Origin of the sequence: Aeromonas sp. QDB23 (assembly GCF_027707745.1) — a bacterium.
In the GTDB taxonomy this organism is placed as follows: Bacteria; Pseudomonadota; Gammaproteobacteria; order Enterobacterales; family Aeromonadaceae; genus Aeromonas; species Aeromonas allosaccharophila.
Genome location: NZ_JAPCJA010000037.1, coordinates 1 through 23,526 on the forward strand (window position 1 = coordinate 1; position 23,526 = coordinate 23,526).

The following is a 23,526-nucleotide window of genomic DNA, read 5'->3' on the forward strand; positions in this document are numbered from 1 at the left end:
ATGTTATTCACGCTGGCCAACCTGTTTCGGGCGGACCAAATGATACGTCAGTGGGAGAGATCTCACTAAAAACTGGGAATAACGCCTTAAATGGCGAAGAAACGGTCTAAATAGGCTGATTCAAGGCATTTACGGGAGAAAAAATCGGCTCAAACATGAAGAAATGAAATGACTGAGTCAGCCGAGAAGAATTTCCCCGCTTATTCGCACCTTCCCTAGTAAAGTTTGTGGGGAAAAAACATTACTCTGTCCCTCGTAGAATTGAAGACTATCCAAGAGTAATGGTGGATTTAATAAATGACATTCAAACGCTGAAAAATACAATTATAAAAGACAAGCAAACATCAACAAGACTAGAGAGAAAAGAACTTACTTTAACAAAGTTTGGCGCAGACTTTATCAGGACAGTTTGCCGAAATGAATGCTAATAAAATATTCAACATGAAATAATGGCGCCTCTCAACCTTCAAGGTGAATAATGAGCAGAGTAATATTAAAAGGATTTATTATCGTCCCCCCCAACGATTTGGCTGCGGTCAAGGATGAACTTGATAACCATATCCAGTTAACCCGATCTGAAACCGGCTGTCTGATCTTTAAGGTGAACCAAGATCCTCTCAATCCCTGCCGCTTCGATGTCTACGAAGATTTTGTTGATGAGGCGGCTTTTCAAGCGCATCAGGCCAGAGTCAAATCTTCCCGCTGGGGAGATATAACCGTCAATGTCGAGCGCTTTTATACAGTGACAGAAAGTACGGTAACCGGCATGACGGCGACACAGATTACATAAATCACAGCCTTGCCGTTTTGGCCAAGGTGGCGAACCGGGTGGCGCGCAGCACTCTTCCTCCTCTCGCTACCGCGAATGCCGATTACGCTGCGCTCATCGAGCCTACGTTACTTCCACTCTTTGTTATTAAGGCCACTATGATCCGCCCATTATTAACAGCCGATCTGGATGCCGCCGTCGAGCTCTGGTATCAGGCATCGGCGCAAGCCCACGACTTTATTCCCGCCGCTTTTTGGCTCGAGCAACGGGCGGCGATGAGGGATATTTACCTGCCCGCCAGCAAGAGCTGGGTCTATGAGGAGGATGGTCAGCTGCTGGGCTTTATCTCCTGGTATCAGGGGTCTGTCGCCGCACTGTTTATCTCCCCTGGCTATCAGTCACACGGGCTGGGTCGCCGACTGCTCGATCACCTCAAGGCACACTATGACCGGCTCGAGTTGACGGTCTACGCCGAGAATAAGCAGGCGCGGCGCTTCTATTGCCGCAACGGTTTCAAAGAGGGTGAGCAGCAGTTGTGCGCGCATAGCGGCCGCCCCGAGCTGGTGATGCATTGGCAACGGGGATAAGCGGAGCGCCCATAGCGATGGCGAGCGCTCTTTACCTGTTTTTTGGCTGCCTTGAATGCCATGGCGGCATTCTCTACAATGACCCACTTTTTATTCATTTCGGGTTATATCGATGAGCGATACCAGCACCAAACCGGCTCTGCCGGATCACCTCTCCTGCAATCCCCGCAGCCCTCACTATGTGGCTGCCTGCTTCGAGCACCCGATCGGTATTCGCCTGAACGGCAAAGAGCGCACCGATGTCGAGGAGTACTGCATCAGCGAAGGTTGGGTGAAGATCCCCTCCCCCAAGGCGCTGGATCGCCGTGGTCAGCCCATCCTGATCAAGCTCAAGGGCACCGTTGAAGCTTTCTACAGCTAAACCGCGCACTGCAGTTTGATAAACAACAAGGCCACCCTCGCGGTGGCCTCGTTGTTTCCGGCATTGCTGCTGGCATCTGCGCTCGCAGAGCGGCAAGCACCAGCACGCATCTCTCGCCGGGCGGCCCTTATACCCCCAACCGGTCGCGCAGGGTATACCAGGCGGCGCCCGCGGCGGTGAAGGGGATACGGAACAGCCGACCACCCGGGAAAGGGTAGTGCGGCAGTTTGGCAAAGGCATCGAAGCGCTCCGCCTGACCGCTCAGCACCTCGGAGAGCAGCTTGCCCGCCAGATGGGTGCAGGTGACGCCGTGGCCGCTGTAGCCCTGCATGTAGTAGATGTTGGGGCCGATGCGACCAAATTGCGGCAGCCGCGACAGGGTGAGCAGGAAGTTGCCGGTCCAGGTGTACTCCACCTTGACCCCCGCCAGTTGCGGGAAAGTTTTCAGCATCTTGGGGATGATCAGCCGCTCGATATCCGCCGGATCCCGCGCGCCATAGACCACGCCGCCGCCATAGAGCAGCCGGTGATCGCCGGAGGTGCGGTAGTAGTCGAGCAGGTAGTTGCAATCCTCCAGACAGTAGTTTTGCGGCAACAGTGAACGGGCCCGCTCCTCCCCCAGCACTTCGGTGGCGATCACTTGCGTGCCGCAGGGCATGCTCTTGCCCGCCAGCTCGGGTACCAAATTGCCGAGGTAGGCGTTGCCCGCCACCACCACAAAGCGCGCCTTCACCGCCCCCTTGGCGGTCTTGATCAGTGCCGGCTGCCCCGGGGTGATGCTGGTGACGGCGGACTGCTCGAAGATCTGCCCCCCCTGCATGCGGATCGCTTCGGCCTCCCCCAACGCCAGATTGAGGGGATGAATGTGGCCGCCGCTCTTGTCGAGCAGGGCGCCGACGTAGCGATCGCTCGCGACCACCTCGCGCACCCCCTTGGCATCGAGCAGCTCCAGCTGGTCGTTGCCCCACTTCTGCCAGCGGGCGTATTGGGATTTGAGCTCGTGCAGCTGCTTCTCGGTCTCGGCGGCAAAGACGCCCCCCTCCTGCAGATCGCACTGGATGTTGTAGCGCTTGATCCGCTCGCGGATAATCTGGCCCCCCTCAAACAACATGGAACCGAGCAGCCTGGCCTGATCCGGCGGGCAGTTCGCTTCTATGGTGTCGATGTCGCGGCTGTAGGAGTTGACGATCTGGCCGCCGTTGCGGCCGCTGGCGCCAAAGCCGACCCGGGCCGCCTCCAGCACCACCACCTTGTAGCCCTTCTCCACCAGATGCAGGGCGCTGGAGAGGCCGGTATAACCTGCCCCGATGACGCAGACGTCACACTCCAGCTGCTCGGTCAATGTCGGGTAGGGCGCGTGTTTATTGGCGCTGGCTGCGTAGTAACTGTTTACATGTTCGGTCATGATCCCTGTTTCCTTACCGGTTCGGTTGCCAAACTACTGCCTGGATTAAAAACTGGCCGGGGTGTGGGCGCTGACGATGCGACAGGTCTCCCCCGACGGATTGCTGAAGCTGTGGGGCTCGCCGGTGTCGATCACATAGCTGTCGCCCGCCTCCAGCTGATAACTCTGGCCCGCCACCGTCAGGATCACCGACCCCTCCAGCACAGTGCCGACCTCTTCCCCCTGATGGGTCACCTGACCTCCGGTGTCGGTGCCGGGGGGATAGGTCTCCAGCATAAAGCCGAGCTGGCGACGGTTGTTGCCGTTGTGCACCAGCTTGAGGGAGACCCCCTGACTGCCCAGCTCGATCAGCTGATCAGCCTTGATCACCACCTCCGGAGTGCGGCTCTCCTCCTCGGCGAAGAAGCGCGACAGCGGCAGGCCGTAGATGGTGAGCAGCTTTTGCAGGGAAGCGACCGAGGGGCTCACCTTGTCCTGCTCGATCATGCAGATGGCGCCGTGGGTCAGGCCGCTCAGCTCGGCCGCTCGCCGCTGGGAGAGCCCCAGCTGATGGCGCACCGCCGCCAATCGTTCCCCCATGGTGTGCGCCCCAGCGTCTGCCGCACCCAGCCCACGGGCCACGCTCTCCCTGCTCTGTGGCCCGCTCATGGCAAGCCCCCTCTTGCTGCGCTATCTCTGCATCCTTGCATCATCAGCCTCCCCTGCTCGCGCGTGATCGCCTCGGATCACGCGTGGCCTGTTTACCCTACTGGTTAAAATAGCCGACCAGCTTTCCCTTGCCGTTCACTATGTTACACAGCGCAACCGTTCATTATTTTGCACACCTGATTTACCGTCTCCCGGTCGCTTGCCCACTTGCAGCCAGCAAGCGAACGGGGAAAAACGCGCTACACAGCCCATTTTCTAGCATGACGCCCCCCGGCAATTCAAATATATTTAACACTTGAAAAACATTTCAGCTCAAATTATGGTCTTCCTGTGCTTATTATTTTATACGGCAGCGGCGCAGGAAGGGTCGGCTCACTCCGGCAACCAGCTGCTCTGACCCACACTCGAGGCTTCTCATGTCAGGAACAACATCTCACTCCAGCTTGATCACATCCCGCGCCTATATAGATGGACAGTGGTGCCATGCCGCCAGCGGCCGCACCTTCGAGGTCACCAACCCCGCCAGCGGCGCCGTCATTACCCAGGTGCCCGACATGGATGCCGAGGATACCCGCCGCGCCATCGCGGCGGCCCACGCGGCGCAACCCGCCTGGGCCGCGCTGACCGCCAAAGAGCGCAGCAACAAGCTCTACGCCTGGTTTGCCGCCATCACCGCCCACAGCGACGAGCTGGCCCGCATCATGACCTGCGAGCAGGGCAAGCCGCTGGCGGAAGCCAAGGGCGAGGTGGCCTACGGCGCCAGCTTTATCCAGTGGTTCGCCGAGGAGGGCAAACGCGCCTATGGCCGCACCATCCCGGGCTTTAGCGGTGATCGCCGGCTGGCCACCATCAAGCAGCCGGTCGGGGTCGTCGCCGCCATCACCCCGTGGAACTTCCCGATTGCCATGATCACCCGCAAGGCGGGCCCGGCGCTGGCCGCCGGTTGCACCATCGTCATCAAGCCCGCCGCCGAGACCCCGCTCTGCGCGCTGGCACTGGCGCTGCTTGCCGAGCAGGCAGGGATCCCCGCCGGGGTCATCAACATCGTCACCAGCCATCAGGCGAGCGCGGTGGGCAACGAGCTGTGCAACAACCCGACTGTGCGCAAGCTCTCCTTCACCGGCTCCACCCGCATCGGCAAGCTGCTGATGCGCCAGTGCGCCGACACAATGAAAAAGCTGTCGCTGGAGCTGGGTGGCAACGCCCCCTTTATCGTCTTTGACGACGCCGACCTCGATGCCGCGGTGGCCGGGGCGCTCGCCTCCAAATACCGCAACGCCGGGCAGACCTGCGTCTGCGCCAACCGCATTCTGGTGCAGGCCAGCGTCTACGACGCCTTTGCCGAGAAACTGACCGCTGCCGTCAGTGCCTTCAAGGTGGGGGATGGCATGGCAGAGGGCACCCAGATTGGCCCGCTGATCAACCCCGCCGCCGCCAGCAAGGTGGCCGAACTGGTGCAGCAATCGGTCGCCGCCGGTGCCGAGCTGCTGCTGGGGGGCGAAGCCCATCCCGCCGGCCCCCTCTTCTACCAACCCACCATTTTGGGCAAGGTGGCTAAAACCAACCCCATCCTGCAGGAGGAGATCTTCGGCCCGGTCGCGCCGCTGGTGCGCTTCGAGACCGAAGCCGAGGCCATCGCCATTGCCAACGACACCCCCTACGGGCTCGCCGCCTACTTCTATGGCCGCGACATCGCCCGGGTGTGGCGGGTGGCCGAGCAGCTGGAATACGGCATGGTCGGCATCAACGAGGGGATCATCTCAACCGAGCTGGCCCCCTTTGGTGGCATCAAGGAGTCGGGTCTGGGCCGGGAAGGGGCCGCCGAGGGGCTGGAGGAGTATCTGGAGACCAAATACCTCTGCTTTGGCGCCATTCGCTAGGGCAGCAGAGAGCCAAGGCATCCCATTCACAGATGCCTTGGCCACTCAATCCATCGCTTTGATAGATAGATGCAGCAGCTCACCCTAGGCGGCAGGGGGCTAAATGTGGCCCACTGTTCACCTCAAGAGGGCTGCTGCAGAGCAAACCACAGGCTGCCGATCTGCACCGATCGGCGGCAATGGGCGCCAGATCGCCCGCCACATGTTCAGGGAATATCGGGGCTGCGGCCCCTCAGGGAGGAAAGATGAGTCAGTCAGAATCAAACAAGGCGTGGCAAGCGCGCCGCGAAGCGGCCGTGGTCAACGGCGTCGGCACCCTGCTGCCGGTCTTTATCGACCGGGCGCAAAATGCCGAGCTGTGGGATGTGGAGGGCAACCGCTATATCGACTTTGCCTCCGGCATCGCCGTGCTCAACACCGGCCACAACCACCCCAAAGTGTTGGCGGCAGTGCGTGAACAGCTGGAAAAATTCAGCCACACCTGCTTCCAGGTCACCCCCTATCCCGGCTATATCGAGCTGGCAGAAAAGCTCAACGCCCTGGTGCCCGGCCCGACGCCGAAGCGCACCCTGTTTCTCTCCACTGGCGCCGAGGCGGTCGAGAACGCCATCAAGATTGCCCGTGCCCACACCGGCCGTAGCGGCACCATCGCCTTCAAGGGGGGCTTTCACGGCCGCACCATGATGGGGATGGCGCTCACCGGCAAAGTGGTGCCCTACAAGACCGGCTTTGGCCCCTTCCCGGGGGAGGTCTACCACATCCCCTTCCCCGCCGACTATCTCGGGGTGAGTGAAGAGGATGCCCTGCACGCCCTCGACCTCTGCTTCAGCGCCGATATCGAGCCGAGTCGCGTGGCCGCCATCATCATCGAACCGGTGCAGGGTGAAGGGGGCTTCTATCCCGCCTCCCCGAGCTTTATGCAAAAACTGCGCAGCGTCTGCGACCAGCACGGCATTCTGCTGATTTGCGACGAGATCCAGAGCGGTTTCTGCCGCACCGGCAAGACCTTCGCCACCGAGTATTCGGGGGTTGAACCCGACATCATGACCCTGGCCAAGAGTCTGGCGGGGGGCTTCCCCCTCTCCGCCGTGGTGGGCAAGGCGGAGATCATGAACTCGGCCAAGCCGGGCGGCCTGGGTGGCACCTATGCGGGATCCCCCATCGCCTGCGCCGCGGCACTGGCGGTATTGCAGGTGATCGATGAGGAAAAACTCAACCAGAAAGCGCTGGATCAGGGCGAGCAGATCAAGGCAGGGCTGGAACGCATAGCCGAGCGTTTTGACTGCATAGGTCAAATTCGCGGCCCCGGTGCCATGGTGGCCATGGAGCTGGTGAAACAGCGCGATGCCAGCCAGCCCGATCCCGACCTCACCAAACGACTGGTGGCCGAGGCGGGCAAGCGCGGTCTGGTCCTGCTCTCATGCGGGGTGCGCGCAAATGTCATCCGTTTTCTCGCCCCCCTGACTGCCCCTGCGGCAGTGATTGACGAGGGGCTGCAACTCCTTGAAAAATCACTGGAGGCCGTGCTGGCCTGACCAGCAGGAAAGTGACCGCTCACCTGTGCAAATAAATGCAATTTTGCCCCCTTTTTTTCTTGTCAAGGGGGCCCTGCAAATGCACAATGCGCCGCCACTGAAAGAACCGATGTAAAACAATGGCATCGGTTCTTTTTTAACCAGTGAACAAACCCATAAACGAGGCCGGATCACCCCCGGAAAAGATAGCGAGATTGGCAGCAATCTCCCGACACCACATTCTGTGAGGAACAACATGGGGCATCTCAATGCTTTCCAACCGGCCATGGCCGGTGTGCGCCGCCCTGGCGCCCTTGATTCCCGGGCCTCTCTCCCGGTTTCGTTGATGGACCGTGCCACTCTGGCACTGCATGAGGAACATGCATAATGGCGGCCCAACAGGTTGGTCTGAAAAAGACCCTCAAGCTGTGGCAAGTCGTGGTTATGGGACTGGCGTACCTCACCCCCATGGCGGTGTTCGACACCTTCGGCATCGTCACCGAGATCACCGAAGGCCATGTGCCGACCGCCTACCTGTTTGCCCTGATCGGCATGCTGTTCACTGCCCTGAGCTACGGCCATCTGGTGCGCAAGTTCCCGTCAGCCGGCTCCGCCTATACCTATGCCCAAAAGGTGTTTCACCCCTATGTCGGCTTTATGGTGGGCTGGACCTCCCTGCTCGACTACATGTTCATGCCGATGATCAACATGCTGCTGGCCAAGATCTATCTGGGCGCCCTGTTCCCTGAGGTAGAGCCCTGGACCTATATCTTCGGTCTGGCGGTGGTGATGACCGCCCTCAACCTGCGCGGCATCAAGCTGGTGGCCAACTTCAACAGCCTGATTGTGGTGATGCAGTTCAGCATCATCGCCATCTTCATCGGACTGATCGCCTGGGGCGTTCACAACGGTGAGGGGCTGGGCACCGTGGCGAGCAGCCGTCCCTTCTTCTCCGGGCAGATCCAGGTGTCGCCGCTGCTGATGGGGGCCTCCATCCTCTGTCTGTCGTTCCTCGGCTTTGACGCCATCAGTACCCTGTCGGAAGAGACCCCGGACGCGGATCGGGTGATCCCCCGCGCCATCGTGCTGACGGCGCTGATCGGCGGCGTGCTGTTTGTCACCACCTCCTACTTCCTGCAGCTCTACTTCCCGGACATCTCTCGCTTCCAGCATCCGGATGCGGTACTGCCGGAGATCGCCCTCTATGTCGGCGGCAAGCTGTTCCAGGCGGTGGTACTGGTCTGCACTACTGTGGCAGTGCTGGCCTCGGGGCTCGCCTCCCACGCCGGTGTATCGCGCCTGCTCTACGTGATGGGTCGTGATCGCGCCCTGCCCGCCCGCTTCTTCGGTTACATCCATCCGAAGTGGCAGACTCCGGCGTTCAACGTGTTGCTGGTCGGCCTGCTGGCCCTCTCTGCGGTGTCGCTGGATCTGGAGATGGCGCTGGCGCTGATCAACTTCGGCGCTCTGGTGGCCTTCACCTTCGTCAATCTGGCGGTGATTGCCCACTTCTATGTGAAGCTCGGTCGCAACAAGTGTCTCAAGGATCACCTGATGTATCTGCTGCTGCCGCTCTGTGGCGCCGCCTGCATCGGGGTACTGTGGCTCAACCTCGAGCCCTCCTCCTTCGAGCTGGGGCTGATCTGGGCGGCGCTGGGGGCCATCTACCTGTTCCTGCGCCTCACCGTATTCCGCATCCCGCTGCATACTGCCGACAAGGTGGAGATCGCCCAGTAATCGCTGGCACCCTCCTCCGATAAACAACCAAGGAGCCTGCGGGCTCCTTGTTGTTTCTGCGGTGCGCGGGTTTCCCGAAGTGCAGTTTTTGCGAGAAGTGTGACTGATTTCAAATAACTACCCACCCGCATAGTTCGCCATGCCACGGCCGTGGCCAAACTGCGCCATGAGCATAGTCATTAAAGTGAATGGATATGCAGGCAATATTTCCCTCCACGTCCCCCTCTATCTCACCCGTCAGCCGATAACATGGCATGACCCGCTCACGGGCAGGCCATGGCAAATATGATCAGGATCAATGTTGAGGCTTTATGCACCCTGCAGCGCAGATTTGCCGTTTTTTCATACGCAACGGAAGGGGACGTTTACCCCCCCGAAAAAGGGGGGGAGGCCCGGGACGAGCCGCAGGGGGCGAGTGACCACTTACCTGCCACCCGGTTATGCAAAAAAAATGCGGTTTTTCGGCCATTATTGCTTGTCAAGGGGGCTGACCGAATGCACAATACGCCGCCAATAAAGGACCGATGTTCACTGCGACATCGGTTTTTCTATTTTGAAGTGCAGTACAAACCCACCACAAGAGGCCGGAACGTTTCCGGAAGTGATATTCGAGATTGCCAAACAATCTCCCGACGTTGAGAGGATAACAATGGGGCGTTTTAATGCTTTCCTGCCGGTACAGCCCGGTATGCGCCTCCCCGGCGCCCTTGATGTACAGGCTTGCGAATCCATCGTATCCCTGCGCTCGTTGCAAGCACGTGCTGCGGCACTGATTGAGGAGAAAGCGTAATGGCATCGCAAAACGCCAAGCTGCTCAAGACCCTTACCCTGACACAAGTGATTGTGATGGGTCTGGCCTATCTGACCCCCATGGCTGTCTTCGACACCTTCGCCATCGTCGGTGACATCACCGAAGGCCGGGTCGCCACCGCCTATCTGCTGGCTCTGGGTGGCATCCTGCTCACCGCCTTCAGCTACGGTCATCTGGTACGCAAGTTCCCCTCTGCGGGCTCCGCCTATACCTATGCCCAGAAGGTGTTCAACCCCTACGTCGGTTTCATGGTCGGCTGGTCATCCCTGCTCGACTACATGTTCATGCCGATGATCAACATCCTCCTGGCCAAGATCTACCTGACCGCCATGTTCCCGGGCGTCGAGCCCTGGGTGTTCATCTTCGGTCTGGTGACCGTGATGACCTTCCTGAACCTGCGCGGCATCAATCTGGTGGCCAACTTCAACGGTCTGATCGTGGTGATCCAGCTCGCCATCATCACCCTCTTTATCGGCCTGATGGCGTGGGGCATCTACCACGGTGAAGGCGCGGGCACCCTGATGAGCAGCCGTCCGTTCCACTTCGACTCTGCCCAGATGGTGCCGCTCTTTACCGGTGCGACCATCCTCTGCTTCTCGTTCCTCGGCTTTGACGGTCTGAGCTCCCTCTCCGAAGAGACTCCAAACGCCGGCAAGGTGATCCCCAAGGCGATCGTGCTGACGGCCCTCATCGGTGGCGTCATCTTCGTGGTGGTCTCTTACTGCCTGCAGCTCTACTTCCCGAGCCTCTCCCGCTTCCAGCATCCGGATGCGGTACTGCCGGAGATCGCGCTCTACGTTGGCGGCACCTTCTTCCAGTCCGTGGTACTGGTCTGCACCACCGTTGCAGTGCTGGCCTCCGGCATGGCGGCTCACGCCGGTGTCTCGCGCATCCTCTACGTGATGGGACGTGACCGGATGATCCCGGAGCGGGTGTTTGGCTACATCCACCCGAAATACCGCACCCCGGCCATCAACGTGCTGATGGTGGGCGGTCTGGCCCTCTCCGCCGTGTCGTTTGATCTGGATACCGCGCTGGCGCTGGTCAACTTCGGGGCGCTGGTGGCGTTCAGCTTCGTCAACCTGTCGGTGATCGGTCAGTTCTGGGTGCGCGAGAAGCGCAACAAGACCCTCAAGGATCACCTCATCTACCTGTTGATGCCGCTGCTCGGCGCCGCCACCATCGGTGCCCTGTGGATCAACCTGGAGCAGAGCTCGCTGGAGCTGGGCCTGATCTGGGCTGGCCTCGGCGTGACCTATCTGTTCCTGCGTCTGGCGGTGTTCCGTATCCCGTTCCGTCAGTACGAGGAAGCGGCTGACGCCTGATCCTCTGCGGATAACGGATACACAGAAGGGGAGCCATGGCTCCCCTTCTGCTATTTCACCGGCGCTATATCGCCGATTGTCGATGACCCGCTGGCGGCCCTTGCCGCCGCCCCCCGGCAGCAAGCCGGAAGGCTGACTCATCAACCGTTATTGATCACCGCGGTCGCAGCCGCCTTAAGCGGATCATTGGCCACCGCTTTGACATCCTTGTGGGCTTTTTTCAGCTGATCTTCAGCCTTGTCGGCCTTGCGCTGGGTCGCGTTGACATCATCGCGGACGCCCTGCACGCTGTCGCTCGCCTTGTCGCGCAGATCGGCGGTGCCATTTTTCAGCTCGTCCTTCGCCTTCTCTTTCTGCTGACGCATCAGCATCTCGGTATCACAACGACCCTTGACCCCGACGGAGGCACCCATCGCCTCGTTCTTCAGCGCCTTGTCCAGATTGCACTCCGGCTGCAGCACTGACTTGGCCTGCACACCGACTGACAACAACCCGAGGGAAAGAGAGATAACCCATGCTCGCATCACGCTTATTACTCCACGACTCAAAAGAAACGCCGCAGCATAGCGTCCCGCCCGAGGATCACAAGCCTTATTGTGTCGATAGTCACCTGGCCGCCAGATTATCGGCCTGATCCGTCACCTCTTGTCGAACCGGCCCCGAAAAACCGCAGTCATCAAACCATCACAAAAGTGTCACTTTGTCATATTTCTGTCATTTACCACTGATTAAATGCGCGGGTCATCAACTACCCAAGACGGAACGACCGTCCCAAGAGGCTTTATGCAACACCATCACTCCTTGTCACAGCCGCCCGCGACCCGCGCCCTGTTCAACTGGATGAGTGTCATCGTACTGGTCTACCTGATCCTGGTCGCCGTGGCCGCCATCTCCCACGGCTTCAAAGATTTCTCCGGCGGCGCCGAGGGTGCAGCCCGGATCTTCGCCTTTGCCAACAACCCCTTTGTCGCCCTGCTGCTCGGCATTCTCGCTACCGCGCTGGTGCAATCCTCCAGCACCGTCACCTCGGTGATCGTCGGTCTGGTGGCGGGCGGCCTGCCCATCGGCATGGCCATCCCCATGGTAATGGGGGCCAACCTCGGCACCACCATCACCAACACCATCGTCTCCATGGGTCATATCCGTGACAGATCCGAGTTCCGCCGCGCCTTCGCCGCCGCCACCGTGCACGACTTCTTCAACCTGCTGGCGGTGTTTATCTTCCTGCCGCTGGAGCTGATGTTCGGCCTGCTGCAACACAGCGCCGAGTGGCTGGCCAACCTGCTGGTGGGCTCCGCCGACATGTCGATGAAGGGCATGGATTTCATGAAGCCGCTGACCGCACCGGCCCAGCAGCTGATCGATAGCGCCGTCGCCTTCCTGCCGGGCAAGGGTGCCGCCATCGCCACCATCGTCATCGGTATCCTGCTGATCCTCGCCTGCGTCACCTGGCTCGGCAAAGTGCTGCAACAGGTACTGGTCGGCCGCGCCAAAGAGCTGCTGCACAAGGCGCTGGGCCGTGGCCCGCTGACCGGCATCACCTCGGGTGCATTGGTGACCATCATGGTGCAGTCCTCCTCCACCACCACCAGCCTGATGATCCCGCTGGCCGGTGGCGGCGTGTTCAGCACTCGTCAGCTCTACCCCTTCACCCTGGGGGCAAATATCGGCACCACCATCACCGCCCTGCTCGCTGCCACCGCCATCAGCGGAGCCGGTGCCCAGCTGGCCATGACCATTGCGCTGGTCCACGTGCTGTTCAACGTCTTCGCCGTGGTGCTCATCTATGGCATCCCCTTGCTGCGTGACCTGCCGGTGCGCGCCGCAGAGGGGCTGGCCCGGGTAGGCAGCGAGAACAAGCTGCTGGCACTGGGTTATGTGGCGGGTCTCTTCTTCGCCCTGCCCGCCCTGATGATGGTGGCCGCCAAGTAAGCGCCGCCGCCATGACAAGGGGCGAGTCACCGACTCGCCCCTTTTTGCGTCTACGTCGCCGGGCTTTGCCTGCCCGCTCACATCCTCCCGCCCTGTGGCTCGCCATCAGGAGCGGTGCGCGATAAGATGGCGCCCTCATTGCACTTTTTACATTTCATGGAACAGGAAAAACCGATGAAATTCATACTGATCGCGCTGCTCATTGCCGGTGTGGCCTACTACTTCTACTCCAGCAGCAACAGCAAAAAACAGGCTGTTGAGAACGTGCGGATTGGCGCCGAGTTCCTCGCCAGCAACAAGGAGAAGCCGCTGGTGACCACTACCGCCTCCGGCCTGCAGTACGAAGTGCTGACCCCGGGCACCGGCACCGTTCATCCCACCGCCACCAGCAAGGTGAAGGTGCACTACGAGGGCAAGCTGCTGGACGGTACCGTCTTTGACAGCTCGGTCGCTCGTGGCGAGCCCATCGAGTTTGGTCTCAATCAGGTGATCGCTGGCTGGACCGAAGGGGTACAGCTGATGGTGGAAGGTGAGAAGACCCGTTTCTACATCCCCGCCAACCTCGCCTACGGCGACCGCGCCGCGGGCAAAATCCCGCCGGGATCGGTGCTGATCTTCGACGTAGAGTTGTTGGGTATCCAGTAACCGCGCAGAACGCCCCTGTGGCAATATCCCACTAAGCCTTCGTGCTGATTTTTGATGTGGAGCTGCCGGGCATTCAGTAACAGCGCGTGGCTCATTTCAAAACAGCCTGACTAAACCTGAAAGGGCCGACAAATCACTTGTCGGCCCTCTCTTTTTGCAGCCTTCCTTGCCCCCATCCCTTTCTGCATAACGGCCACCCGCCCATCTGTTGCCCACAAAAAAACCGCCCGAAGGCGGTTTTTACGATGGGATGGCAGAGGCCAAACAGGCGCAAGTCCGGTTAGATGGACTGCTCCTCGCCACCCAGGGCGGCAAACAGCGCCGGGATAAACTGGGCCAGCTCGGAGGTGACCAGCGCGAAGTCGGCATCCAGACGGGCGGCCGGATCTTCGCTGGTGACGTCGTCGTTCTGTTCGCGCAGCTCTTCGCTGAATTTCAGGCGCTTGATGGAGAGATCATCCCCCAGCACGAAGCTGACAGTCTCGCCCCAGTTGAGGGCCAGCTTGGTCACCAGCTTGTCGTTGGCCAAGTGGTTTTTGATCTCGTCGGTCATCAGATCCTGCTGTTTGCAGCGGATGATGCCGCCGTGCTCCATGGCACTGCGCAGCTCGGCTTCGTCTTCCAGAGTGAAGGAAGCGGGCAGATTGCCCTCGTTCAACCACTCGGTCATGGTGATCTCGGGCGGGTTCTTGAGGGCCACCGGCACCACCGGCAGGGAGCCGATGGATTTGCGCAACAGCGCCAGCAGATCGTCCGCCTTCTTGGCAGAACCTGCGTCCACCACCATTAAATTGTCGGCCGGATTGATCCAGGCGAAGGTCTGGCTGGTACGACTAAAGGCACGGGGCAGCAGGGTGTGGAGGATCTCCTCTTTCAGCGCTTCCTTCTCTTTCTTCTTGAGGGCGCGTCCCTGTTCGAACTCGATCGCTTCTACCTTCTCGGCCAGCATCTCCTTGACCACGCTACCGGGCAGCATCTTCTCCTCTTTGCGGGCGCAAATGAGGATGTGGCCGGAGGCAGAGTGGGTCAGGGTTGAGCCGAATTTGCCAAGGGGCTTGACCCACCCGAAACGGGAGATGTCCTGACTGCCGCAAGGGGTGAAGGCACAGGCTTCCAGCTGGGTTTCCAGCTGATCCACGGTCAGGTCAAAGGGGCGGGTAAAGCGATAAATCTGCAGGTTTTTAAACCACATGGCGTCCTCGGTCTCTAGATTGTCCGGCGGGCATTGTACTAGAGAGGCGCTTTGTGATCAGCCAATCATTCTCGCTAAATAAAGGGCGATCGACCTCACAGGGTCTCATTTATAACACCTGAGCCCTTGCCAAGTTCCCCTAGACTGCGAGAGTGCCAGTTGTTAACAAGGATGAAATTATGTTACGGCCAAGTCGCCCGGAAGACATGGAAGAGGTCGTTGAAATCTGGCTGCTGGCCTCCCTGCAGGCCCACGATTTCGTCGATGCCTCCTGCTGGTGGCAGGCCCAGGAGGATCTGCGTACCCGCTATCTCGATCGCGCCGCCATCTGGGTGTTCGAGGAGCGCGGCGATCTGCTCGGTTTTATGGCGCTGGTAGATAACTATCTCGCCGCCCTGTTCGTGCGCCCCGACCGTCAGGGCCGCGGCGTCGGCCACGCCCTGCTGCAGGAGGCGAAGCGTCAGGGGGCGTCGCTCCACGCCCGGGTCTTTGTCGAGAATGATCAGGCGGTGCGTTTCTATCGCCGCCACGGTTTTGTCATCGAGGCCGAGGAGTCCGATCCCCTCACCGGCCACCCCCAATACCGGATGTGCTGCGAACCGGCCTGAATCGATGCCAGCCCCCTGTTTTACTTGAAAAAAGCACGGGGCATCCTCATCTTGTCTTCATCGGGTGCCGCGGGCACCATCCCTGCAACCGGGCTGCTTTCCAATGAAAATCCTCCATACCGCCGACTGGCACCTTGGCCATCAACTTCATGGCCATGACCGCCGTTTTGAACACGATGCCTTCCTCGACTGGCTGAGCGACACCCTCAAGGCGCGCGAGATCGACGCCCTGCTGGTGGCGGGCGATCTGTTTGATACCGCCAATCCTCCCGCCAGCGCCTGGCAACAGCTCTACCGTTTTCTGGCGCGGCTGCGCGCCGAGATGCCCCACCTCAACATGGTGCTGATCGGCGGCAACCACGACTCCCCTTCCAAGCTGGATGCCCCCCACGAACTGCTGCGGGCCTTCGATCTGCATCTGGTGGGCAGCATCAGCCGCGACAGTGAAGGCAAGCTCGAAACCGACCGCCTGCTGGTACCGCTGCAAGACCGGGAGGGCAACATTGCCGCCTGGTGCGCCGCCGTGCCGTTCCTGCGCAGCAGCGACTTGCGGGTGGAGCCGTTGGCAGAGGGGCAGGACAGGCTGATCGAAGGGGTACGCCAAGTCTACGCAGAAGTGTTGGCCGAGGGGCGCGACCGCTGCGGGGCGGATCTGCCGCTAATCGCCATGGGCCACGCCTATCTGGCGGCAGGCCAGCTCTCGGAGCTTTCTGAGCGGCGGGTGCTCGGCGGCAACCAGCACGCCCTGCCTGTCGACCTGTTTGCCGCGGCTGATTACACGGCGCTCGGTCACCTCCATCTGGCCCAAAGCCCGGCCGAGGGGGTGCACTACAGCGGCTCGCCACTACCGCTCTCGCTTGCCGAAGCCAACTACAACCATCAGGTGCTGGAAGTGACCTTTGCAGAAGGCAAACTGGCCGGGCTGGAGCGGATCCCGGTGCCGCGCGCGGTGGAGATGATCCGCCTGCCCCAGAGCACCCTCGACGACGCGCTGAACGCCATCGCATCGCTCGAGCTGCCAGCTTGTCCACAAGAGGCACAACCCTTCCTCGAAGTGCGGCTGCTGCTGCCCAAGCCCGAGGCCCGCATCCGCGAGCGTATTCTGGCGGCCATCGCAGACAAACCGGTGCGTCTGGCCCGCATCAACACCCAGTATCAGGGCTCGGGGGAAGGGCTGGCCGATGGTCGCGAGCGGCGCAGGCTCGATGAGCTCTCCCCCACCGAGGTGTTTCGCCTCTGCTATCAGCGCCAGTTTGAAGGGGAGCCCGAGGCTGGGCTGGTTGCCTCGTTTGAAGAGATCCTGGAGCAGGTGAAGGAGTCAAACCAATGAAAATCTTGTCTCTGTCAGGTGAGAATCTAGCCAGTCTGACCGGCCCCTTCACCATCGACTTTACCAGGGGGGCGCTCGGCGCCGCCGGTCTGTTTGCCATCACCGGCAACACCGGCGCGGGCAAGAGCACATTGCTCGACGCCATTTGTCTGGCCCTCTACGACGAGATGCCGCGCTTTATCGCCAATCGCAAGAACGTGGCCGAAGTGGGCCGCATGGATGATGAGGAGAAACTCAAGGCCAACGACGTGCGTGGCATTCTCAGCCGCGGCCACGCCAGCGGTTTTGCCGAGGTGCAGTTTCGTGGCTGCGATGGCCGCATTTGGCTGGCCCGCTGGGCGGTGCGCAGGGCGCGCAACCGCTCGGAGGGGCGCTTTCAGGCGCAGGAGCGCACCCTGACCGATGTGGAGTCAGGGCAGGTTTTCTCCGGCAGCAAGCGGGAGCTGCAGGATCGCATCGACGAGCTGGTGGGTCTCTCCTGGGAGCAGTTCCGCCGCGCGGTGATCCTGCCACAGGGGGAATTTGCCGCCTTTCTCAAATCGGATGCCAACGAGCGCTCCGCCCTGCTCGAACGGATGACCGGCACCGAGCTCTACTCCGCCATCTCCATTCAGACCTATGAACGGGCGCGGGAAGAGCAGCAGAAGCTGGCCACCATCGCCCAGCGCCTCGGCGACGTGGCGCTGATGGACGAAGCGACCCGCGAACAGTGGGTAAGCCAGCAGGTGAGCCTCTCCACCACCCTCAAGCACGAGCAGCAACAACAGCAGCTGATGCAGGACCTGCGCGATCTCAACAGCCGCATTGCCGCCCAACTGCAGGGCTGCGCCGAGGGACAGGCGGCGCTCGATGCCGCCCTGCAGGCCCACGGCGCCGCGGCCCCCGAGCGCGAGGAGTTTGCCCGTGCCGAACAGGCCCAGGTGGCCCGCGCCGATCACGACGAGCTGGCCCGCCTCACTCTGGAAGTGCAGCAGCAGGAGAAGGTGATCGCCGAGCTGGGGCCGGAGCTGGCCAAGCTCGAGGAGCAGACCCAACAGAGCGCGCTGACCGAGCAGCAGCTGCTGGCGGAGAAGATCGCCGCCGAGCGGGAATGGGGTGCCCTGCAACCCGAACTCAAGCGGGCGCAGGAGCTCGATACCCGCATCCGGGAAAAAGTGCAGCAGTTGCAGAAGATCCAGCAGGAGGGGGCGCAAGAGCGAGAAGTGCAACTCACGCTGGAGCAGGGCTGGCGCGAGCAGAGCCGACAGGTGGAGCTGCTCAAGCAGCAGCACCAGCAGTGGGGCCTTTGGCTCGAAGAGCACAAGGAGCTGGCACCGGTTGCCCGCCAGTGGCAGCCCCTGCTCACCGCCATGCAGGATTGGGCCGAGGATGCCGACAAGCTGCAACAGCTGCTCACCCTGCGGGATCACAAGCTGCGCGCCCTGCAACAGTTGCAGCGCCAGCTGGAGCAAGGTCAGCAGGAGCGCGACTACTGGCAGCGCGAGCAGGAGCGGCTGCAACAGCAACAGAACGAGCTGCAGGAGCAACAGTGGGAGAGCCGCCTCGCCAAGGCGCAGGAGCAGTGGCAGCAGCAGACTGAACAACTGGGTCAGCTGCGCCAGCTGCTGGAGCTTGCCGATTATGGCCGTAACCACGGCGAACAGCATGGCCGCTTGCAGCAGGAGATTGCCCAGCTGGAGCAGGCGCTGGGCAAGCTCGCCACCCTAAGCGAAGAGCTGGCACCGGCCCGCGAGCGGCTCGCCCTGCAGCGGGATGAGGCGCGCCACGCGCTGGAGCAATCCCGCGCCATCGCCAGCTTCGAGCAGTATCGCCATATTCTGAGCGATGGCTCCCCCTGCCCGCTGTGCGGTTCCGAGGAGCATCCCTACAGCCAGAGCCAACCGCAGGTGGCGGGCATTCTGGGTCAGCTGGCGGAGCGGGCCAGAAGCCTCGAACTCGAATGGGAGCGGCTCAACCATCAATACATTCAGTGCGAGAGCGAGCGTCAGGAGCTGGCACGCCAGCTGGCGGTTCGCCAGCAGCACCTACCGGAACTGGAAGCCCGCGCCGAACAGTTGACCCAGCGCTGGCAACAGCTGGGGGGCGATACCCTGCTCGGCCATCCGCTGCCACTACGCCAGAGCCCGATTGAGTGGAACGAGCTGATGAGCACCCTGCTCGGCCGTGGCCAGGCGCTGGAGCAGGGGTTGGCCCAGAGCCAGCAGCAGCTGCGTCAGGCCCAGCTCGGTCAGCAACAGTTGCAAGGGGTGCGTCAGCAACTGAGCCAGCTGGCGGCCCAGCACCAGCAGTTTGACCAGCAATGGCAGGAGGCCGACCGCCAGCGCATCGCGCTGGAAGGGGAAGTGAAGGGGATGGGCGAGCAGGAGGCAACCCTGCGCCAGCGCCTCGAGCAGGGTGCCCAGCGCCTCGACGAACAGATGGGCGGCCAACCGTGGCGCCAGTGGCTCGGCAGTCAGCAGTGGCACGAGTGGCAGCGAGCATGCGAAGCCTGGTTGCACGGCCAGAGCGAGTGGGAGCGGCTGGCCAGCGAGATCGCCAGCCTGACCCCGGCCCTGAGCGCACAAGAGGCGCGCCTGCAGACCCAGCGCGAGCTGCTGCACAAGCTGGAGCGGGGCTACAAGGAACACGAACAGCAGCGGCAGGGGCTGCTTACCAGCCGCAGCGGCTGTCTCGGCGGCGAGGAGATCCCGCAGGTCGAGAGCCGCTGGCAACAGCGGCTGCAACAGCTCGCCAGCGAACTGGAGTTGATGCAAAGCGGCGCTCGTGCTCTGCGCGAGCGGCAGACCGAGCTCAAGACCCGCCTCACCCATGTGGAGCAGGAAAAGCAGACCAGCAGCCGCCGCAAGCGGGAAGTGCTGGGGCGCTGGGCAGCCCACGCCAGCAACCTCGGCATCAATGAGTATGACCTGCGCCGCCTGCTCGCCATCACCCCCGATGAGCTCAAGGCTCGCCGCACAGCCCTGCAAGGGCTGGAAGATGCCCTTGGCGAGGCGCGTACCCGTCTTGCCGAGCGGCAACGGGCGCTGGCGCTGGAGGAGAGCAAGCGGGATCGCTATCGGGAGCACCACCCCGAGCTGGCCGCCCTGCCGGATGCAGCGCTGAGCGAGCAGCTGGCAGCGCTTGATGCCCGCTGCCGTGCCCTTGAAGAGCAGCTGTTCGAGTGCAAGAGCAAGCTGGCACAGGCCGAAGCCGCCGCCCTCAAGGCGGGCAGCCTGCAACAGGAGCTGGCCGCCCAGCAGGCGGTGGCCGACCACTGGCAGCAGCTGTGCGATCTGATTGGGCAGGCCAACGGTGCCAAGTTCCGCACCTTCGCCCAGAGCCTCACCCTCGAGCGTCTGCTGCTGGAGGCCAACGCCCAGCTCGCCGAGCTGTCGCCGCGCTACCGGCTGGAGCGGGTGCCCGGCACCGATCTGGCGTTGCAGGTGGTGGATCTCGACATGGGGGACGAAGTGCGCTCGGTGGACTCCCTCTCCGGCGGCGAGAGCTTCCTGGTGTCGCTGGCACTGGCGCTGGCCCTCTCCAGCCTCTCGTCACGGCAGACCCAGGTCGAGTCGCTGTTTATCGACGAGGGGTTCGGCACGCTCGATCCGGACAGTCTGGATCTGGCGCTCGCCAGCCTCGACTCCCTGCAGGCCGCCGGTCGCCAGATCGGGGTCATCTCCCATGTCCAAACCCTGGTGGAGCGGATTGGCGTGCAGATCAGGGTCGAAGCCCTCGGCGGCGGCGAGAGCCGGGTAGTGATTCCCTGAGAGCCTTCGGCTCAATCACCAGAACCATCGGCTCAACCCCCACGCGGTAAATAACAAGACCCCGCCAATTGGCGGGGTCTTGTTGAGAGGCTATCAGCCGAAGCGGTAGGCGCCCATATAGAGGCTGCCGCCATCCCAACTGTCGTGCAGCCGGGTCGGAGCCACACCATCGGCCGCCCCCAGCGCCACAAAGAGCGGGCGCAGGTGGTCGTCGTGGGGATGGGACTCCACCGCTCCGGGAGCCTGCTGGCGATAGTCGAGCAGCGCCAGCCGATCCTCCTCGGCCATTTTCTGCTCCAGCCAGTCGACAAACTGGCTCGCCCACTCCGGCACTGGCGAGCCTTCCGGTGCCAGCGCCCGCAGGTTGTGGGTGATGGCGCCGGAGGCGAGGATGCCAATCCCCTGACTGCGCAGCGCCCCCAATACCTCTCCCAGTTGCCACAACTGGGCCGGGGTGAAGCTGGCGGGAATGGAGATCTGCACCAGCGGGATCTCGCTCTCAGGGTCAATCAGGGAGAGCGGCGACCAGACCCCGTGATCCAGCTCGCGCCGCACCGGGGTGGCGGTCAGTCCGGCCAGCGCCAGCTGGTCGCTCACCCCTTGCTGCAACCACTCGGGGCTGCTGGCAGGCCAGCGCATCCGGTAAAGGGGTTCGGGAAAGCCGTAAAAGTCGTACATCAGGGCCGGTTTGGGCTCGACGTTGATCTGCAGCTCGCGGCTGAACCAGTGGGCGGAGATGACCACCAGCCCCTTGAGCTTACCCAGACGCAGGGTTCGCAGAAAACGGGTGGCGGGTTGCTCACGCAGCACCAGATCCGGTGCGCCGTGAGAGATAAACCAGACGGGGGCGAGGGACATAAAGCGAACTCCAACAAGGTATCAGGGGCGATACCGGAGGGGATATCGCTGTTGGAATCGATTATCACCCCACGATTTCAGGTGAACAATCCAGCAAGATAGATAAGCACTATCAACCAATGGTTGATAATTTCACTCCTTCTCTCCTTCCTTCACACCTTCACGACCGGAAAACGGTAATAGATATCAAGGCTGCGGCGCATCCGGCAGCGGTCGGGGAGCCCGAAGCGCCATCCGGGTCGCAGCATGGTGATCCTGCCACTCTCGCCACGCCAACCCCTCGGCGGCCGCCTCCCCTTTCACCGGATGGAAGAAGATCGCCAGCAGACAGGCATTGTCAGGCCAGTCGCGGGCTGGCAGTGCCTGAACCAGCAGCAGAGTGGTGCCCAGCAAGAGCAGAGTCCATCCGGTTTCATAGCTGTTTTTCATCCCGACCTCCTTCACCCGTGCGCCAATGAACTAACATTTTTGCGCAAGCCGGTGACATGACTGTGACAGCGGGCGGGTGGTCATTTTACAACATCTGAACCTCAACCCGGCCAAACAACCACAGATGGCAACATTTGTATCCCTTCAGCCCTAACCTGTGGCCATATGCTCTAAAATGTGACTCACAGGAAAACGTTATCCCTGAAAAGAAAACGTTATCTGGTCAAAACGTTGTTTCTGGATCATAAAAAGATTCCAAAAACTGGTGTATATTGCTCGGCGGAAATTCCTTAACCATGAAGATTGACATGAAAAAGACCAAAATTGTCTGCACCATCGGTCCGAAGACCGAATCCAAAGAAATGCTGGCTAAAATGCTGGACGCTGGCATGAACGTCATGCGCCTGAACTTCTCCCACGGTGACTACGCCGAGCACGGCAGCCGCATCAGCAACCTGCGCGCTGTGATGGCCGAGACCGGCAAGCACGCAGCTATCCTGCTGGACACCAAGGGTCCGGAAATCCGTACCATGAAGCTGGAAGGCGGCAACGACGTCGCGCTGGTCGCTGGCCAGACTTTCACCTTCACCACCGACCAGACCGTGGTTGGCAACAAAGACAAAGTGGCTGTGACCTATGCAGGTTTCGCCAACGATCTGCGCGTCGGCAACCGCATCCTGGTTGATGACGGCCTGATCGGTCTGGACGTTATCGAAATCACCGAGCGCGAAGTTGTCTGTAAAGTGCTGAACAACGGTGACCTGGGCGAGAACAAAGGCGTTAACCTGCCGGGCGTCTCCATCAAGCTGCCGGCCCTGGCCGAGAAAGACAAGCGCGACCTGATCTTCGGTTGCGAGCAAGGCGTTGATTTCGTTGCTGCTTCTTTCATCCGTAAGAAAGAAGACGTTCTGGAAATCCGTGAGCACCTGAAAGCCCACGGTGGCGAGAACATCCAGATCATCTCCAAAATCGAAAACCAGGAAGGTCTGGACAACTTCGACGAGATCCTGGCTGTTTCCGACGGCATCATGGTTGCTCGTGGCGACATGGGTGTAGAGATCCCGGTTGAAGAAGTTATCTTCGCCCAGAAGATGATCATCGCCAAGTGCAACAAAGCCCGCAAAGTGGTTATCACTGCCACCCAGATGCTGGACTCCATGATCAAGAACCCGCGTCCGACCCGCGCTGAAGCTGGCGACGTGGCCAACGCCATCCTGGACGGTACCGACGCAGTGATGCTGTCCGGTGAATCCGCCAAGGGTAAGTACCCGCTGGAAGCCGTGACCATCATGGCCACCATCTGCGAGCGTACCGATGCCGTGATGCCGTCCAACCTGTCTGCTGCCAACGACAGCAACAAGCTGCGCATCACCGAAGCCGTATGTAAAGGCGCCGTAGAGACCTCCGAGAAGCTGGACGCCCCGCTGATCGTGGTTGCTACCGAAGGCGGCAAATCTGCCAAGGCTATTCGCAAGTACTTCCCGAAAGCCTGGATCCTGGCTATCACCACCAACAAGAAAACTGCTGCCCAGCTGGTGCTGACCAAGGGTGTGGTTGCTCACGTGGTTGACAGCATCGCCTCTACCGACGATTTCTATCGCATCGGTAAAGAAGCCGCACTGGAAATCGGCATGGGCCTGAAAGGTGACGTGGTTGTGATGGTCTCCGGTGCTCTGGTACCGAGCGGCACTACCAACACCGCTTCTGTTCACGTTCTTTAATCAGAGCTGAACAACATGAAAACGG

At 61.1% G+C, this 23,526-nt stretch carries 20 protein-coding genes; 14 read left to right on the top strand and 6 right to left on the bottom strand.

Annotated elements, in window-relative coordinates:
• Positions 1–478 precede the first annotated feature (478 nt).
• The 3 genes from PG888_RS15260 to PG888_RS15270 all read left to right on the top strand — a co-directional run bounded on the left by PG888_RS15260 (position 479) and on the right by PG888_RS15270 (position 1,717).
• Positions 479–790, top strand: a complete 312-nt coding sequence (locus PG888_RS15260) for a putative quinol monooxygenase (RefSeq protein ID WP_201933783.1) — start codon at positions 479–481, stop codon at positions 788–790.
• Between the two features lie 137 nt (positions 791–927).
• Positions 928–1,356, top strand: coding sequence for an N-acetyltransferase (locus PG888_RS15265; RefSeq protein WP_201933786.1), 429 nt, complete (start codon positions 928–930; stop codon positions 1,354–1,356).
• A gap of 112 nt (positions 1,357–1,468) precedes the next feature.
• Complete coding sequence (locus PG888_RS15270; protein WP_005338226.1) at positions 1,469–1,717, top strand: DUF3297 family protein; 249 nt, start codon at positions 1,469–1,471, stop codon at positions 1,715–1,717.
• 127 nt (positions 1,718–1,844) lie between these two features.
• Here the strand turns inward: PG888_RS15270 and PG888_RS15275 are convergent, their stop codons facing one another.
• Both PG888_RS15275 and puuR read right to left on the bottom strand, forming a co-directional pair.
• Complete coding sequence (locus tag PG888_RS15275; protein WP_201933789.1) at positions 1,845–3,122, bottom strand: NAD(P)/FAD-dependent oxidoreductase; 1,278 nt, start codon at positions 3,120–3,122, stop codon at positions 1,845–1,847.
• Positions 3,123–3,167: 45 nt separating this feature from the next.
• A complete protein-coding gene (gene puuR / locus PG888_RS15280) occupies positions 3,168–3,770 on the bottom strand; it encodes an HTH-type transcriptional regulator PuuR (RefSeq protein ID WP_201933790.1) in 603 nt (200 codons plus the stop codon).
• A 416-nt stretch (positions 3,771–4,186) separates the two neighbouring features.
• Between puuR and PG888_RS15285 the strand changes: the two genes are divergently transcribed.
• The 5 genes from PG888_RS15285 (at position 4,187) to PG888_RS15305 (ending at position 11,037) form a co-directional block, all read left to right on the top strand.
• A complete protein-coding gene (locus tag PG888_RS15285) occupies positions 4,187–5,650 on the top strand; it encodes an NAD-dependent succinate-semialdehyde dehydrogenase (RefSeq protein ID WP_201933791.1) in 1,464 nt (487 codons plus the stop codon).
• Between the two features lie 245 nt (positions 5,651–5,895).
• Complete coding sequence (gene gabT, locus PG888_RS15290) at positions 5,896–7,185, top strand: 4-aminobutyrate--2-oxoglutarate transaminase (protein ID WP_201933792.1); 1,290 nt, start codon at positions 5,896–5,898, stop codon at positions 7,183–7,185.
• A gap of 366 nt (positions 7,186–7,551) precedes the next feature.
• The gene (locus tag PG888_RS15295; RefSeq protein ID WP_182970647.1) at positions 7,552–8,901 is read left to right on the top strand and encodes an APC family permease; all 1,350 of its coding nucleotides are present in this window, start codon (positions 7,552–7,554) and stop codon (positions 8,899–8,901) included.
• 649 nt (positions 8,902–9,550) lie between these two features.
• Positions 9,551–9,691, top strand: a complete 141-nt coding sequence (locus PG888_RS15300) for a hypothetical protein (RefSeq protein ID WP_005338239.1) — start codon at positions 9,551–9,553, stop codon at positions 9,689–9,691.
• Positions 9,691–11,037 (top strand): APC family permease, encoded by a 1,347-nt coding sequence (locus tag PG888_RS15305; RefSeq protein WP_042063535.1) that lies wholly within the window; start codon positions 9,691–9,693, stop codon positions 11,035–11,037. Before PG888_RS15300 ends, PG888_RS15305 begins: the two co-directional genes overlap by 1 nt.
• 140 nt (positions 11,038–11,177) lie before the next feature.
• On the opposite strand, the gene PG888_RS15310 is transcribed toward PG888_RS15305, so the two are convergent.
• Positions 11,178–11,561, bottom strand: coding sequence for a hypothetical protein (locus PG888_RS15310; RefSeq protein WP_182970646.1), 384 nt, complete (start codon positions 11,559–11,561; stop codon positions 11,178–11,180).
• A 259-nt stretch (positions 11,562–11,820) separates the two neighbouring features.
• Between PG888_RS15310 and PG888_RS15315 the strand changes: the two genes are divergently transcribed.
• The gene (locus PG888_RS15315; RefSeq protein ID WP_111805550.1) at positions 11,821–12,969 is read left to right on the top strand and encodes a Na/Pi cotransporter family protein; all 1,149 of its coding nucleotides are present in this window, start codon (positions 11,821–11,823) and stop codon (positions 12,967–12,969) included.
• Positions 12,970–13,143: 174 nt separating this feature from the next.
• A complete protein-coding gene (locus PG888_RS15320; protein ID WP_182970645.1) occupies positions 13,144–13,614 on the top strand; it encodes an FKBP-type peptidyl-prolyl cis-trans isomerase in 471 nt (156 codons plus the stop codon).
• Between the two features lie 280 nt (positions 13,615–13,894).
• Here the strand turns inward: PG888_RS15320 and rdgC are convergent, their stop codons facing one another.
• Positions 13,895–14,806: a recombination-associated protein RdgC gene (gene rdgC / locus PG888_RS15325; protein ID WP_058054337.1), complete on the bottom strand. Its 912-nt coding sequence runs from the start codon at positions 14,804–14,806 to the stop codon at positions 13,895–13,897.
• Positions 14,807–14,985: 179 nt separating this feature from the next.
• Between rdgC and PG888_RS15330 the strand changes: the two genes are divergently transcribed.
• The 3 genes from PG888_RS15330 (at position 14,986) to PG888_RS15340 (ending at position 20,493) form a co-directional block, all read left to right on the top strand.
• Complete coding sequence (locus tag PG888_RS15330; protein ID WP_042061919.1) at positions 14,986–15,414, top strand: GNAT family N-acetyltransferase; 429 nt, start codon at positions 14,986–14,988, stop codon at positions 15,412–15,414.
• Between the two features lie 103 nt (positions 15,415–15,517).
• Entirely contained in the window at positions 15,518–16,744 is a 1,227-nt protein-coding gene (locus PG888_RS15335; protein WP_182939169.1) for an exonuclease SbcCD subunit D C-terminal domain-containing protein, read from the top strand.
• A complete protein-coding gene (locus PG888_RS15340) occupies positions 16,741–20,493 on the top strand; it encodes an AAA family ATPase (RefSeq protein WP_270693735.1) in 3,753 nt (1,250 codons plus the stop codon). The genes PG888_RS15335 and PG888_RS15340 overlap by 4 nt, the downstream gene beginning before the upstream one ends.
• Before the next feature lie 93 nt (positions 20,494–20,586).
• Here PG888_RS15340 and PG888_RS15345 read toward each other — a convergent pair whose 3' ends face one another.
• Both PG888_RS15345 and PG888_RS15350 read right to left on the bottom strand, forming a co-directional pair.
• Entirely contained in the window at positions 20,587–21,351 is a 765-nt protein-coding gene (locus tag PG888_RS15345; protein WP_182939167.1) for a DODA-type extradiol aromatic ring-opening family dioxygenase, read from the bottom strand.
• 186 nt (positions 21,352–21,537) lie between these two features.
• Positions 21,538–21,780, bottom strand: coding sequence for a hypothetical protein (locus tag PG888_RS15350; protein WP_270693733.1), 243 nt, complete (start codon positions 21,778–21,780; stop codon positions 21,538–21,540).
• A 308-nt stretch (positions 21,781–22,088) separates the two neighbouring features.
• Between PG888_RS15350 and pykF the strand changes: the two genes are divergently transcribed.
• Complete coding sequence (pykF, locus tag PG888_RS15355) at positions 22,089–23,501, top strand: pyruvate kinase PykF (protein WP_182939165.1); 1,413 nt, start codon at positions 22,089–22,091, stop codon at positions 23,499–23,501.
• Positions 23,502–23,526 lie beyond the last annotated feature (25 nt).

Coding starts and splice junctions, on each gene's coding strand:
- PG888_RS15260 (WP_201933783.1), top strand. CDS start 479: ATGAGCAGAGTAATATTAAAAGGATTTATTATCGTCCCCCCCAACGAT.
- PG888_RS15265 (WP_201933786.1), top strand. CDS start 928: ATGATCCGCCCATTATTAACAGCCGATCTGGATGCCGCCGTCGAGCTC.
- PG888_RS15270 (WP_005338226.1), top strand. CDS start 1,469: ATGAGCGATACCAGCACCAAACCGGCTCTGCCGGATCACCTCTCCTGC.
- PG888_RS15275 (WP_201933789.1), bottom strand. CDS start 3,122: ATGACCGAACATGTAAACAGTTACTACGCAGCCAGCGCCAATAAACAC.
- puuR (WP_201933790.1), bottom strand. CDS start 3,770: ATGAGCGGGCCACAGAGCAGGGAGAGCGTGGCCCGTGGGCTGGGTGCG.
- PG888_RS15285 (WP_201933791.1), top strand. CDS start 4,187: ATGTCAGGAACAACATCTCACTCCAGCTTGATCACATCCCGCGCCTAT.
- gabT (WP_201933792.1), top strand. CDS start 5,896: ATGAGTCAGTCAGAATCAAACAAGGCGTGGCAAGCGCGCCGCGAAGCG.
- PG888_RS15295 (WP_182970647.1), top strand. CDS start 7,552: ATGGCGGCCCAACAGGTTGGTCTGAAAAAGACCCTCAAGCTGTGGCAA.
- PG888_RS15300 (WP_005338239.1), top strand. CDS start 9,551: ATGGGGCGTTTTAATGCTTTCCTGCCGGTACAGCCCGGTATGCGCCTC.
- PG888_RS15305 (WP_042063535.1), top strand. CDS start 9,691: ATGGCATCGCAAAACGCCAAGCTGCTCAAGACCCTTACCCTGACACAA.
- PG888_RS15310 (WP_182970646.1), bottom strand. CDS start 11,561: ATGCGAGCATGGGTTATCTCTCTTTCCCTCGGGTTGTTGTCAGTCGGT.
- PG888_RS15315 (WP_111805550.1), top strand. CDS start 11,821: ATGCAACACCATCACTCCTTGTCACAGCCGCCCGCGACCCGCGCCCTG.
- PG888_RS15320 (WP_182970645.1), top strand. CDS start 13,144: ATGAAATTCATACTGATCGCGCTGCTCATTGCCGGTGTGGCCTACTAC.
- rdgC (WP_058054337.1), bottom strand. CDS start 14,806: ATGTGGTTTAAAAACCTGCAGATTTATCGCTTTACCCGCCCCTTTGAC.
- PG888_RS15330 (WP_042061919.1), top strand. CDS start 14,986: ATGTTACGGCCAAGTCGCCCGGAAGACATGGAAGAGGTCGTTGAAATC.
- PG888_RS15335 (WP_182939169.1), top strand. CDS start 15,518: ATGAAAATCCTCCATACCGCCGACTGGCACCTTGGCCATCAACTTCAT.
- PG888_RS15340 (WP_270693735.1), top strand. CDS start 16,741: ATGAAAATCTTGTCTCTGTCAGGTGAGAATCTAGCCAGTCTGACCGGC.
- PG888_RS15345 (WP_182939167.1), bottom strand. CDS start 21,351: ATGTCCCTCGCCCCCGTCTGGTTTATCTCTCACGGCGCACCGGATCTG.
- PG888_RS15350 (WP_270693733.1), bottom strand. CDS start 21,780: ATGAAAAACAGCTATGAAACCGGATGGACTCTGCTCTTGCTGGGCACC.
- pykF (WP_182939165.1), top strand. CDS start 22,089: ATGAAAAAGACCAAAATTGTCTGCACCATCGGTCCGAAGACCGAATCC.